Genomic DNA, 13,022 nt, shown 5'->3' on the forward strand with positions numbered 1-13,022 from the left:
ATTAAAGGAACCACTGCGTTTTTTACAAATTTTATATAACGATCGTAATAACCGGAGCCGATAGAACATCTATGAAAAAACTTATTATCACGCTGATGCTAGTGGCATTCACCGGAACCCCCTCATTTGCCGTCCCTCTCACTGACGAAGCCCTCGCATTTGCGGACAGGCTGTACTCGAAATACGGCATTGACCCGCTGAAAACTGCTCTGCTTATCCAAAGCGCCGATTATTCAGACAAGGCTCTCTCCCTCATGGACAGACAGTTCGAGAAAAGCGGCTGGGGGATGTACCGGAAGAGCATGGTAACTGACAACCGGAGCAATAAAGGCGGCAGGTTTTACCTTGAGCACAGACCGAGCCTTGAGCTGGCATACGCACAATACGGGGTCACGCCGGAAATAATCGCCGCCATACTTGCCGTTGAAACCAACTACGGGGATTACAAGCTGCCTCACAGAGCTGTGGACGTGCTTTCCACTCTGGGTTTTTATTATCCCAGACGTGCGGACTACTTCCGCTCCGAGCTTGAAGCACTTTTAGCCTATGCGGAAAAGAACGGCATGGATCCCTTCTCATTCATGAGTTCATACGCAGGTGCGGTGGGCATACCGCAGTTTATGCCCAGCAATATAAGCAAATATGGCATTGATTTCGGCGGAGATAATATAGCCGATCTTGTAAACAGCAAAACGGATGCAATAGGCAGCGTCGGTAACTACCTTGCCAAATTCGGCTGGCAGAAGGATAAACCCACCGCAATAAAGCTTCGCGGCACAGGGTTTGACAGTTTTCTTGGGCAGGGGTACGACCCGAAATTCACAGTAAAAGAGCTTGAGGATGCAGGTATAATCTTTGCTCTTCCGGCAAATCAGGAGGAGAAAGTAAACGTAATACGCCTCCAGACGGATAAAGGCTTTGAACACTGGGCAATATTCAGTAATTTCAGAACAATAATGCGTTACAACAACAGCGCCAACTATGCTCTGGCTGTTCTTCTCATAAGCAAAAACATTGAAGAGGAAAGAAAAAGGCTGGAAGCGGGAAATACGGGAGGCTCATGAAAGCCTCCCTGCTCCATCTTACAGTATCTGGCTGAGGAATTTTTTTAGCCTGTCATTCTGAGGATTGTTATAAATCTCCTCAGGAGTGTTTTCTTCGATTTTGAGCCCCTCATCCATGAAGACAACACGGTCTGACACCTCACGGGCAAAGCCCATTTCATGAGTGACCACAACCATTGTCATCCCCTCTTTGGCGAGGGTTTTTATAACATCAAGCACCTCTCCTATCATCTCAGGATCGAGCGCGCTGGTTGGTTCGTCAAAAAGCATGACCTTAGGGCGCATGGCGAGAGCTCTGGCTATCGCCACCCTCTGCTGCTGACCGCCGGAAAGCTGAGACGGGTAGCTGTCTCGCTTGTCGGCAAGGCCGACTTTAGCAAGCAGGTTTTCAGCTATCTTAACAGCTTCATCGTGCTTCATCTTCTTCACCTTGACCGGAGCAAGAATAATATTGCCCAGCACAGTCTTATGAGGGAAAAGGTTAAAGCTCTGGAAAACCATGCCCACATCCTCACGAAGCTTGTTTATGTTCGTTTTGGGATGCGTGAGCGAGTTTCCGTCTATCTCTATTTCTCCCGAAGTAACTTCTTCAAGGAGATTAAGTGTTCTCAGCATTGTGGATTTGCCCGAACCGGAAGGGCCGATGATAACCACCACCTCTCCCTGAGCTACATCCAGATCAACACCCTTAAGCGCCTGAACGCCGTTGGGGTAGGTTTTTACAACATCTCTTGCTTTAATCATCTGCGCACCTCCCTTTAATCACTGCTCGCCATTTTCTTTTCAAGCTTCTGCACCAGAACGGAAAGACCTGATGTGAGCACAAGATAAAGAAGCGCAACCGTGAACCATGTCTCAAACGGGCTGAAAGTGGTGGCGCTGACCTCCCTGCCGGCCTTTGTGAGGTCGGTAATGGAGATTACCGAAACAAGGGAGGAGTCTTTTATGAGTGAAATGAACTGACCCGCCATGGGAGGGAGAGTTCTTTTGACAGCCTGAGGAAGAACCACATGAATCATCGCCTTTGTATAGCTCATGCCAAGGCTTCGGGCGGCTTCCATCTGTCCTTTGTGGATTGACTGAATACCTGCGCGGACAATCTCTGCCACATATGCGCCGGTGAACACCGCCAGAGCCGCAACGCCCGCCGTAAAGCGGTCGAGGGAAAGGACGGTTCCGATAAAGAAATAGAATATGAATATCTGCACCAGAAGCGGAGTGCCCCTGATAAGCTCAACATAAAGAATGGAGAGCTTCTTGAACAGCGGGTTGCGCGAAATTCTCGCAAGCCCTGCAAAAACGCCGATGATTACGGCGAAAATTATCGAAAAGAACGATATTTGAAGTGTGGTGGCAAGCCCGATTAAAAGCGGGCCTGCCTTCCACGATTTATTCACGGCAACAGTGTGCCCTTTCAGTACCGTATCGCCGTCACCGAGTCTGCTTTCCTGCGGTTTCACTACAACGAAGGGCTCACCTCCGTCATGGGGGACAATACTGATCTTCCCCTTCTGAACAACGGCTCTGCCGTCAAAGGGAGCCTTGACCGTCTCCTCCGCAGAGTAGATGATGAACTGGGGAATCCTGTTCCAGCGCCACTTGTAGTCAATTTCAAGCGTAGCTACATACAGGCCGCCTATCATGGCGGCAATCAGCGCATAAAACGCAATATTCCAGGCGAGGTCTTTTGCTGAACGGGACACTATAACCTACTCCGTATTATTCCTGAACGTCTTTCAGCCAGTCGCTGGAAAGGAACCATTTGTTGTAGGTTTCTTCATAGAAACCATCGCCTTTGACCTGAGCAAGGAAGTTGTTAAGCCAGTTCATAAAGTCGTAGTCGCCTTTTCTGATCGCCCATGCGAGGGGTTCGTAAGTGAAGGGGTCATCAAGGAAAACAAGGTTCTCGCTGTTCTGAGAGAAGAAAGACGCGTTGTAGGGAAGGTCATAAACGAAAGCATCCGCTTTGCCGTTGATAACTTCCATAACAGCTTCCTGCTCAGTTTCGAACAGTCTGATTGTGGCGTTGGGCATATATCTCTTAGTTGCATAGTCAGCAGTTACGCCGAGTTTTGTTGAGATTATGTATTTGGGGTCATTAAGATCGGTGTAGCTTTTAATAACGCCTTCATGTTTTTTGTGGATAAGTATAGTCTGGCCGATTGTGATGTAGGGGTTTGCGAAATTAACCTGAATGTTTCTTTCAGGAGTAACTGTCATGCCTGACATGATGATGTCGAACTTTTTGGTGAGAAGAGAAGGAATGATTCCATCCCATGCTGTGTTCACAAGAACAAGCTTAACACCGAGGTCTTTTGCCATTCTTTCAGCCATATCAACGTCGAAGCCCACAATATCGCCCTGTTTGTTTTTGAGTTCAAAGGGCATGTAGCCAGCTTCAAGACCGACATGAAGTTCGCCTCTTTTCACTATCTCGTCAAGCACGGAACCGGCCGCAGCGGGAGCGGAACCAGCAGTGGCTGCCTCTTTTTTTTCGGATGAGCAGGCAAAGCTCATCAGCATTACGGCAAGAATTACCAGTAATTTTTTCATATTACTTCCTCCTAATAGGATTTTCCTTCTTCAAGAATTTCTGAGATAATCATGTTGGAGCCGCATTCGGGACATTTACCGATCTGCTCTTTAGGGATATATTTGATTTGGGTAAACTCGCACTTCGGGCACTTGACTTCAACAGCCTGAACCTTATCGGAATCGGAATTTTTCCTGCTCATCCCCGTAACTCCCTTAAATAAATTGGTCTTACCCCTGTAAAAACTGCATACTATAATAAAACTGTTAAAAAATAAAGCTAATTGTGGCATAACACCTGTTATCTGTAGCATCACACAGTTAAAGGAGCCTTAAAATAAAACTGCTTAAAAGGATTTTCTCCGCCGCAGGAAAACCCACTATGGAGAAGGGTGCAGCTGCCCTTGAGGAAAAGAATTTTAATAAGGCCTACCGCATCTTCTCCGCACTTGCGGATGAAAATGTCCCTGAGGCTGTGTTCGCCCTCGGCACTATGTATGAAAACGGGTTCGGCCTCCCGCAGGATCTGAGACGTGCGCTTAAGCTGTACATAGCTTCCGCCAGAAGAGGTGTAAACGAAGGGGCATACCGCGCGGCGATGATACTTATCAAAGGAGACACCGGACACAAAGACCCGCTGCTGGCGGTGAAACTCCTTGAGGAAGCAGCGGAGAGAGGGCATGACAAATCTCAGTACAAGCTGGGGTTTTACCATCAGGCAGCAAAATATGTTATGCGGGATTATGACAAAAGCTTTGCATATTACACAAAAGCAGCGGCTCAGGGAAATGCCGATGCGCAGAACAAACTGGGGCTCATGCACGCAGCCGGCAAGGGGACAATGAAGGATTACGAAGAGGCTGTGAAGTGGCTGACTATGGCGGCAGGTCAGCGTCATCCGGAAGCTCTGTATAACCTCGCATGCATGTATCACGAAGGGAAAGGGGTGAAGGCCGACCTGAAAAAAGCCGTGCGGCTGTTCAAGCTCGCCATGAAGGCCTACGGGTAGGAAGGCTCCGGTCATCGGTATGAGATTGCTTCACTGCGCTCGCAATGACGCAGAAAACAGGCACAGGGATGTGCCCGCGGAGCGCGTACCGCAGCGAAGGCAGGTTTAACCTGCCGCAAGCGTGTATAGCAAATTCACATGGATGGAGGATTTGACATCATTGGTATAAGGTTTTCTCCAGCGTGGCTATAATCTCCTGAATCTCCTTGTCGTCCTTGCATTTTTTCTCAATAGACTGGACAGAGTGAAGAACAGTTGAATGATCCCTTCCGCCGAAGAGTTCACCCACTTCCTGCAATGAAATATTCAGCTTGTTCCTTAATATATACATGGCAACCTGTCTCGGCAGGGATATGCTTTTTGTGCGCTTCTTTGATTTAAGGTCGCTCATCTTCACATTGAAGTAGCCTGTCACAGCATCTATAATATTTTCTTCCGTGACCATTTTATCCTTACGCACAAGGAATTTATCAAGCGATTTCCTCGCAAGGGCTATGCTCAGCGGCTCATTATGGAAAGATGCGTATGCGCTGAGGCGGACAAGAGCCCCGATGAGCTCCCTTATGTTTTCCGTCTTGATATTTTCAGCAAGGAACATCCCAAGCTCATCGGAAAGCTTAAGATTCATTATGTCCGCGCGCTTCATTATGATCGCAGCCTTCTCCTCCGTTGAGGGAGCCTGAATATCTGCGATAAGCCCCCATGCAAAGCGGCTGCGCATCCTCTCCTCAAGGTCGGGAATCTCACTGGGCGTTTTATCACTGGTGAGAATTATCTGTTTCTGCGATTCGTACAATGTATTGAAAGTGTAGAAAAATTCCTCTGTGCTTCTCTGTTTTCCGGCCAAAAACTGAACATCATCAAAAAGCAGCATATCTATATTGCGGTATTTGCTTCTGAATTCATCCATTTTCTTGGTTTTCAGCGACTGGATCATCTCATTGGTGAATGTCTCCGAGGTGATGTACAGAACCTTGAGCTTTGGGAACCTCTCCATAATCCTGTTGCCTGCCGCCTGCATGAGGTGCGTTTTCCCAAGACCCACACCGCCGTAAATGAAAAGCGGGTTGTACTTCTGGAAATGCCCTTCGGACACTGCAAGGCACGCTGCATGTGAAAACTGGTTTGAACTTCCAGCCACGAAGTTCTCAAAAATGTAATCCCGGTTGAGGTTGGAAGCGGCCGGAATTTTATAGTCCGCCACTGTGGAAGAAGTCACCGGAGCCTGAGAAACGGTCTGCGCCTTGGGCGCATCGCCCGTGATGATAAGCACATCCGCATCAATGGAAAGCCCTTCATTGAATATTTTCTTCAATGTATCAAGATATTTCTCATCAACCCAGTTCTTATAGAACTTGTTCGGAGCCTGAAGAGTGATCAGATCCCCCCTCACCTCAACCATCTGCAAAGGCTTTATCCATGTGGACACCACATCGTCGGAGCAGTGTTTTTTCGCTTCTTTAAGTACTTCTTCCCAGATCTTTACGTCTTCCATAGTGCTGCAATTCCAATAAGCTGATTTTATTTTTAGCGCCGAGAATAAATCATATAAGGCATGTCTGATCAGTATATGTCTTTTTCCTCTCCGCGAAAAGGGATAATAGGCAAAAAAAGGCGAAGCCTTCCTTAAAAGCTTCGCCTTTTTCTTCATTATTTTTTTTATTTATAGATGCTTTAGAATCGTCTCTTACCTTGCGGAAGACTCTACATATTCCACTATTTTTTCGGCGAGGCGGCGTACCATGAATTCGAAGCGGTCTGCATCGCGTTCAAGGAGTGTCATGCGGAAGCCGGGTTTGCTAGTGAAGAATGATGTAAGCGGTACAACGCAGATGCCTGTGGCGCCGAGGAGATAGTAAACAAAACGCTTGTCATTCTCTATACTGGAGCCAGTTATGCTTTCCACGTAAGTTCTTACGCCATCGTCCTCGATGTGCAGTTTCTGCTTGCTGTTGAGGACAGCCTCGTTAAACACGACAGACATATAGAACGCACCGTTTGTTCTGTTCACCACTACATAGGGGACATCGCGCAGGATGCTGTAGGCTATGTTTGAGAGTTTTTCGTAATGCTTTATTTTTTCAGCGAGATAAGGCTTATATTCAGGATGAGACATTATGCGCGGAATGGACATCTGCGGGAATGTGGTGGAGCAGACCTCGGACATTTTCTGTGTGAGGATGGCATCCACATATCTCTGGAAAGCGGGGTCTTTGTCATAGTTGTAGACCTCGATCCAGCCGCATCTCGCTCCGGGCCAGGGATACTCCTTGCTGATCCCTTTCATGCTTATTCCGGGCACATCGCCTATGATGTCGGAGAGCAGCACGGTTTTTGATCCGTTGTAGGACATATTTGCGTATATTTCATCAAACACGAGCATAAGGTCATATTCTTTGGCGATGCGCACTATCTGCCTGAGCCCTTCTTCCGTATGGACATAGCCGGTGGGGTTGTCAGGGTTGATTACCAGTATGCCCACTATGGAGCGGAAGCTTCTCACCTTGCTCTCAAGCTCATCAATATCCGGCGCCCAGTGTTTGTATGGGTTCATCTGGTATGTGTTCGGCGGGAAGGAAGCATGGAGAACCTCCGCCAGAAGGTGCGTGGAGTATGTGGGTTCGGGCATGATGATCCTCGCATCAACCCTGATCGCGCTGTATGATCTCGCGATAGCGTCACCCAGACCGTTGAAGAAAATAATATCCTCCGCTGTGATCTGTGCTCCGCCGCGTGCGTTAACCTGTGCGGCTATGTACTCTCTGGTTTCCAGAACGCCTTTGGTGGGCGAATAGGCGTATGCGTTGTTATCCATGATAATTTTTGCGAGTTCCTCTTTCATCCAGTCCGGAAGAATTTCGCCTTTGACAATGGGATCGCCTATGTTTTCCCAGTAAATGTCCACACCTGCCTGACTGAGTTTGGTGGCAACATTAACTATGTTGCGTATCTCATAAGTCAGGCCGTTTCCGCTTTTGGCAAGATCATACCTCATTAGTCTACCCTCGCATAATATGACCGTTGAATACCCGTTTTACGGGTAAATCATCGTTTATATAACAATATTTATATACTTTCAATAAGCAGTTTACGTATTTTTAAAACATAACAGAAAGCTTATTTTCCGGCGTTTTTTTGACCGTGAAACAAAAAAAGCGCCGCTTGCCCAAAGTAGGAAAACGGCGCCTGCAATTCTTCAGCCCTGTTTGATGAGAGAGGGTCAGCTTTCTTTCTTCTCCCCTCTCTGCCTTATGAACAGCTTTATGGGTATACCCTGAAAACCGAAGTATTCCCTTATTATGTTGATCACGAAGCGCTGGTATGAAAAGTGCACCGAATCCGGATAGTTGGCGAAGATAACAAATTGCGGCGGGCATGCCGCCACCTGTGTCATGAAGTAAAGCTTAAGCCTTCTTCCCTTAACCACCGGAGGCTGGTGACGTTCAAGAGCGGTCTGGAGAACACGGTTAGCCTCTCCTGTGCCTACCCTTTTGGTATATTCCTTATAGAGACCCTTTGCGGCCTCGAAAATTTTATAAACGTTTTTGCCGCTCATAGCGGAAGCGAATATAACAGGGGGATTGTTAAGGAACTGTAGCTTGAATTCTATGTCCGCTCTCATTTCCTTTGCTGCCTGATCCTTGTTTTCCACAGCGTCCCACTTGTTGACAACGAGAATAACGGGCCTGCCCGCTTCCCATGCATCCGCAATAACCTTAACGTCGCGTTCGTTAAGGCCTTCAACCCCGTCAATGAGGCAGACTGCTATATCCGAGCGGGAAACTGCGTCCTCCCAGCGGTAATAGCCGTATTTTTCTATTCTGTCCTTGAACATGACGGATTTTTTTCTGATACCTGCGGTATCTATAAGCACATATTTCTCATCGCCGTATTCAAAAAGCGTGTCCACAGCATCCCTTGTCGTGCCGGGAATATCAGTGACAATGAGTCTCTCCTCACCGAGCCAGCGGTTGATCATGCTAGATTTGCCCACATTGGGGCGGCCGGTGACGATCAGCTTAATGCGGCCGTCATAGCTGAAGTTTTCCTCTTCCTCATCTTCCGGCAGGCGGGAGATTATCTCGTCCATCAGGTCGTCCACGTTTCGCCCGTGGGTTGCGCTTATGGGGAAAACCTTGTCAACGCCCATGGAAAAGAAGTCATAGGCGAGGTTGTCCGCAGAGGATGAATCTATCTTGTTTACAGCGACTACAAAGTCTTTCCCGCCTTCCCTCAGAAGTCCGCACACTATCTCATCCAGCGGGTGAACGCCTTCACGCCCGTCTACCATGAGAATGAAAAAGTCTGCCTCTTCAAGAGAATACATGAACTGACGCTGCATTTCCTTTTTTACAATTTCTTCTTTCAGATCGTATCCTGCGGTATCCACCACACGGAAACGTCTGCCGAGCCATTCGGCAGTAAACTCTATTCTGTCACGGGTAACGCCCGCCATATCGTCCACGATGGCGATTCTCTGCCCCGCCAGTCTGTTGAAAAGTGTGGACTTACCTACGTTCGGGCGTCCGATTATTCCGATTTTTTTCATTCCATCTATCTTCCTGATAGTGCTAAAAAACCTGCGTCCTGCAGTTTTTTATCACTCGCAGCCTGCGGAGCAAAGCTCCTTGCTGCTCTGGTTACGTTTGCGTTCCTCGCATACGCTGCGGTACGCACTCCACGGGCACATCCATGTGCCTGAACTTCCTTTCCTATAGTTCAGAAACGGTACATCCTGTCCGTTTCTTCACACGCTCGCGGCAGGCTAAACCTGCCTTCGCTGCGCACGGCGCAACTCCATCCATGGAGTTGTATATGTCTCATAGGCAAAAAGTAATTTAGCCTGTGATCTCCAGAGCTGCGTCAAGTCTTCTCAGCAGCTCATCCACAGGCATGAGTGTTGCCATTTTATCTATTTCAGGTCCCTTAACGGAGCCGGATATGCCTACTCTTATCGCCATGAAAAGAGGTTTGCCCTTCACACCTGTTTCCGTCTGCACAGATTTGGGTATGTCCTTATATTCCTCTTCCTTAATATATCCGCTGAAAGCGGCTACCTTTTCCCTGAAAGCCTTAAGCACCGACGGAGTTGTTTCCAGCTTAAGGTACTCGGCGGCTTCATCGTCCGGTGTCTGATACTGGAAGTATACCTTCATAACCTCCGGCGCGTCACCGAGAAGTTCCATCTTGCTCGCGATTGAGGCGATCATCTTAACATAAACTTCCCTTTCCAGCCTGTCCGCGGGAAGACCGGCGTCAACAAGGAACGGCATGCAGAGATCCGCAAGCTCCTCAGGGGTTTTCATGCGGATGTACTGGCCGTTAAGCCATTTCAGCTTCCCGAAGTCGAAGACTGCGGCGCTGGTGGATATGCGCTCAAGGCTGAACGATTTTATCAGTTCTTCCTTGCTTATTATCTCCCTCTCCTGCTCATCAGACCAGCTCAGCAAAGCGAGGAAGTTGAACAGGGCATCATTCAGGTAGCCCTGTGAACGGAACTGCTCAATGCTTGTGTTGCCGTGGCGCTTGGAAAGCTTTGACCTGTCCTCGCCGAGAATCATGGGGATGTGTATGAACTCAGGGCGGCTGAAATTCAGGGCATCAAAAATAAGCGCCTGTTTGGGGGTGTTGCTCAGGTGGTCGTCCCCTCTTATCACATGGCTGATGTTCATCAGAGCATCGTCTATGACTACCACATAGTTGTACACAGGCACTCCGTCAGGGCGGACAATGATGAAATCGCCGAAAACTCCGGTTTCGAAATCTATCTCGCCCTTGATTCTGTCGGAAATATGCACAACCTCTTTATCAATCTTAAAACGGATAGCGTAAGGAGCATCCGAAGCTTCAAGCTCGGCCTTCTGTGCGGGGGAAAGATGTCTGCATCTGCCGCTGTAAACGGGCTGGCGGTTCTCTATACGCGCCTTTTCCCTTTCAGCATCAAGCTCTTCCTTGGTGCACCAGCATTTGTACGCATGCCCTTTTTCAAGGAGCTCCTCAGTGTATTTTTTATATATGTCAAACCTTTCTGACTGTCTGTAGGGGCCGTGCTCCCCGCCTTTTCTGGGGCCTTCGTCCCAGTCCATGAGCAGCCATTTCATGTCCTCATAGATCAGCTCCTCGCTGGCGAGGGTGGAACGGTCAAAGTCTGTATCCTCTATCCTCAGAATGAAAGTGCCACCGATATTGCGTGCAAAAAGATAATTAAAAAGCGCCGTTCTGGCGTTTCCTACGTGTATGTGCCCGGTGGGGCTGGGTGCGAATCTCACTCTTACTGACATAGCTGACAAACTCCTTTTGTTTGAACACGCCCTTTTCCGGTGCGCATTACCTCAAAGTACGCCACTTTATAGATTTTGTAAAATTGATCAAGCGAAATCAGGCATTTTTCCGGATAATTACTGCATCAAGCTGTCTTGACAGTAATATTTATCAACCATTATAATTTACATTATCGGAATATCTGATCTGCATGAACACTTTATGTGTCCGCCAGCCAGCTTCATCTGAAAACCAAATAACCTTACGGGGCAGTTTATGAAAATAAGCACTAAAATGACCGTTTTCATCAATATTTTTCTCATCGCCTGCTTTTCCGTCCTCTTTATTTTTAACGCAAAGAATGCGCGCGAAAAGGCGTTTGAAGCTGAAATAGACAAAGCACGGAAAATTATCACCATGGCGGAAGGGATAAGAGAATATTCCAATTCGCTCATTCACAGCGAAACGTTGAATATAGATGAACTCAAGAAAGATACCGCAAAGCTGGTTCAGGTTATACCTGTGGTATCTGCGATCAGAGTTTCAGAGGCCAAGGCGGATCTGACCGGCATGCAGTTCAAGGTCCCCAAACTATCGCCCCGGAATCCGAAAAACACACCGGATGATGTGGATCTCACTGCACTGGAGCATCTTAAAAAAATTGACACAAAGAAAGGGGACACACCGGAGCATGTGATATATGACCACAGCGGAGGTATAGTCCGTTATTACAAGGCAGTGCGGCTCACTAAGGAATGTGAGTGGTGTCACGGAGATCCGGCAACGTCTATGGCGCTGTGGGGCAATGACCAAGGGCTCGACCCCACAGGGGTTAAGATGGAAAACTGGCGCGCCGGGGAGATACACGGCGCATTCGAGTTCATGATACCCATGGCGCCCATCAACGCCGCAGTCAGAGCCGTAATCATAAAAGATTTCACTGCCATGGTGCTCATTCTCCTTATTCTCAGCGTCAGCACAGTTTACATGAGCAGAAAGGTGCTGTTCACCAAGCTTAAGGTACTGGAGACAAGGCTGAAAAACATCGCAACGGGAAAAGGCGACCTAACCCGCTACATGGAACACAAAGGCAATGACGAACTGGGAGCCATAGCCGCAAACTTCAACATGTTCATCAATTATATCAAGTCAATTGTAATAGATATTCAGGAGCAGGCCGAATATATAACCAGAGCGACAGAAAAGCTTGATCTCAACATCGATGAAATCGGAAAGGGTGTCACTTCCCAGAAGGAGGACACGGAGCAGCTTTCCGCCGCAGTTTCCGAAATGAACGCCAGCGTGGAGAGCATCGCGGAAAACTCCCGCCTTACATACCAGAAGGCTGTTCAGACGCAGAACGCAGCGGCCAAAGGGGATAAAGCCGTTACTGAGATGATCGCTAAAATGGAAGAGCTTACGCGCAGTATAAACGAGTCCTCAATGATGGTGGAGGATCTGAAAATTTCCACTGATAAAATTGGAGACATCATCGAAGTGATAAATGACATAGCCGATCAGACCAACCTTCTGGCGCTTAATGCTTCCATCGAGGCGGCCAGAGCAGGCGAGCAGGGGCGCGGCTTCGCTGTTGTGGCGGAAGAGGTGCGCAAGCTTGCCGAGAGGACACAGACTGCGACCAAGGAAATATCAGAGATGATAATCTCCCTGCAGAGAGAGTCGCAGAAAGCCGCTTCAAACATAGTGAACTCTGTGACCAAGGTTGAGCAGGGGAGCAAAGTTGCCCATATAGCCGGAGAAGCACTGAAAGAGATAATCAGCGATTCCCATGAATCAACAGATATGGTGAGGCAGATTCAGTCATCCACCTCAGAGCAGACAAGCGCAATATCGCTTATTGCGGAGAATGCGGAAAAAATCAACACGGTTGCAGATAATAATGATGAACGGCTGCATGACATAAGCGGAGAGACTGACATTCTTAATGCAAGAGCAAAGGATCTGGCGTCCAAGGTTCAGTCATTTAAAACCAAATAAGTAATATCCCCCGCCGGGACAACCTGACGGGGGATAAGCGGTATATGTTGACAACTCAAAGCAGGAGGCAAGGAGTTTTAACTGACTTCACAATACAGGGCTCAGGTCACTGCGAGGAAGGAGCAGCCTGACGAAGCAGTCTGTATGTATACTGAGAG

At 48.1% G+C, this 13,022-nt stretch carries 11 protein-coding genes; 3 read left to right on the forward strand and 8 right to left on the reverse strand.

Annotated elements, in window-relative coordinates:
- Positions 1-71: 71 nt before the first annotated feature.
- Positions 72-1,064 carry a lytic murein transglycosylase gene (locus OSQ85_RS00310; RefSeq protein ID WP_265820635.1) on the forward strand — a complete coding sequence of 331 codons (993 nt, stop codon included), beginning with the start codon at positions 72-74 and terminating at the stop codon, positions 1,062-1,064.
- A gap of 18 nt (positions 1,065-1,082) precedes the next feature.
- On the opposite strand, the gene OSQ85_RS00315 is transcribed toward OSQ85_RS00310, so the two are convergent.
- From OSQ85_RS00315 to OSQ85_RS00330, 4 genes are read right to left on the reverse strand one after another with little or no spacing between them, the layout of a single operon-like run.
- Positions 1,083-1,808 carry an amino acid ABC transporter ATP-binding protein gene (locus tag OSQ85_RS00315; protein WP_265820636.1) on the reverse strand — a complete coding sequence of 242 codons (726 nt, stop codon included), beginning with the start codon at positions 1,806-1,808 and terminating at the stop codon, positions 1,083-1,085.
- 14 nt (positions 1,809-1,822) lie between these two features.
- A complete protein-coding gene (locus tag OSQ85_RS00320) occupies positions 1,823-2,767 on the reverse strand; it encodes an amino acid ABC transporter permease (RefSeq protein ID WP_265820637.1) in 945 nt (314 codons plus the stop codon).
- Between the two features lie 16 nt (positions 2,768-2,783).
- Positions 2,784-3,617, reverse strand: a complete 834-nt coding sequence (locus OSQ85_RS00325) for a transporter substrate-binding domain-containing protein (RefSeq protein ID WP_265820638.1) — start codon at positions 3,615-3,617, stop codon at positions 2,784-2,786.
- Between the two features lie 11 nt (positions 3,618-3,628).
- A complete protein-coding gene (locus tag OSQ85_RS00330) occupies positions 3,629-3,799 on the reverse strand; it encodes a hypothetical protein (RefSeq protein WP_265820639.1) in 171 nt (56 codons plus the stop codon).
- A gap of 179 nt (positions 3,800-3,978) precedes the next feature.
- On the opposite strand from OSQ85_RS00330, the gene OSQ85_RS00335 reads away from it, so the two are divergent.
- Positions 3,979-4,605 (forward strand): tetratricopeptide repeat protein, encoded by a 627-nt coding sequence (locus OSQ85_RS00335; protein ID WP_265820640.1) that lies wholly within the window; start codon positions 3,979-3,981, stop codon positions 4,603-4,605.
- Between the two features lie 157 nt (positions 4,606-4,762).
- Here the strand turns inward: OSQ85_RS00335 and dnaA are convergent, their stop codons facing one another.
- From dnaA to gltX, 4 genes are all read right to left on the reverse strand, one after another.
- A complete protein-coding gene (dnaA, locus tag OSQ85_RS00340; protein ID WP_265820641.1) occupies positions 4,763-6,100 on the reverse strand; it encodes a chromosomal replication initiator protein DnaA in 1,338 nt (445 codons plus the stop codon).
- A gap of 192 nt (positions 6,101-6,292) precedes the next feature.
- Positions 6,293-7,600, reverse strand: coding sequence for a pyridoxal phosphate-dependent aminotransferase (locus tag OSQ85_RS00345; protein WP_265820642.1), 1,308 nt, complete (start codon positions 7,598-7,600; stop codon positions 6,293-6,295).
- A gap of 225 nt (positions 7,601-7,825) precedes the next feature.
- Positions 7,826-9,154 (reverse strand): ribosome biogenesis GTPase Der, encoded by a 1,329-nt coding sequence (gene der, locus OSQ85_RS00350; RefSeq protein ID WP_265820643.1) that lies wholly within the window; start codon positions 9,152-9,154, stop codon positions 7,826-7,828.
- A gap of 289 nt (positions 9,155-9,443) precedes the next feature.
- Positions 9,444-10,886, reverse strand: a complete 1,443-nt coding sequence (gene gltX, locus OSQ85_RS00355; RefSeq protein WP_265820644.1) for a glutamate--tRNA ligase — start codon at positions 10,884-10,886, stop codon at positions 9,444-9,446.
- A 256-nt stretch (positions 10,887-11,142) separates the two neighbouring features.
- Here gltX and OSQ85_RS00360 point away from each other — a divergent pair, with 256 nt between their 5' ends.
- Positions 11,143-12,864 carry a methyl-accepting chemotaxis protein gene (locus tag OSQ85_RS00360; RefSeq protein WP_265820645.1) on the forward strand — a complete coding sequence of 574 codons (1,722 nt, stop codon included), beginning with the start codon at positions 11,143-11,145 and terminating at the stop codon, positions 12,862-12,864.
- Positions 12,865-13,022: the final 158 nt, after the last annotated feature.

Source organism: Geovibrio ferrireducens, assembly GCF_026226615.1.
Classification (GTDB): Bacteria; Chrysiogenota; Deferribacteres; order Deferribacterales; family Geovibrionaceae; genus Geovibrio; species Geovibrio ferrireducens.

Coding starts and splice junctions, on each gene's coding strand:
- OSQ85_RS00310 (WP_265820635.1), top strand. CDS start 72: ATGAAAAAACTTATTATCACGCTGATGCTAGTGGCATTCACCGGAACC.
- OSQ85_RS00315 (WP_265820636.1), bottom strand. CDS start 1,808: ATGATTAAAGCAAGAGATGTTGTAAAAACCTACCCCAACGGCGTTCAG.
- OSQ85_RS00325 (WP_265820638.1), bottom strand. CDS start 3,617: ATGAAAAAATTACTGGTAATTCTTGCCGTAATGCTGATGAGCTTTGCC.
- OSQ85_RS00330 (WP_265820639.1), bottom strand. CDS start 3,799: ATGAGCAGGAAAAATTCCGATTCCGATAAGGTTCAGGCTGTTGAAGTC.
- OSQ85_RS00335 (WP_265820640.1), top strand. CDS start 3,979: ATGGAGAAGGGTGCAGCTGCCCTTGAGGAAAAGAATTTTAATAAGGCC.
- dnaA (WP_265820641.1), bottom strand. CDS start 6,100: ATGGAAGACGTAAAGATCTGGGAAGAAGTACTTAAAGAAGCGAAAAAA.
- OSQ85_RS00345 (WP_265820642.1), bottom strand. CDS start 7,600: ATGAGGTATGATCTTGCCAAAAGCGGAAACGGCCTGACTTATGAGATA.
- der (WP_265820643.1), bottom strand. CDS start 9,154: ATGAAAAAAATCGGAATAATCGGACGCCCGAACGTAGGTAAGTCCACA.
- gltX (WP_265820644.1), bottom strand. CDS start 10,886: ATGTCAGTAAGAGTGAGATTCGCACCCAGCCCCACCGGGCACATACAC.
- OSQ85_RS00360 (WP_265820645.1), top strand. CDS start 11,143: ATGAAAATAAGCACTAAAATGACCGTTTTCATCAATATTTTTCTCATC.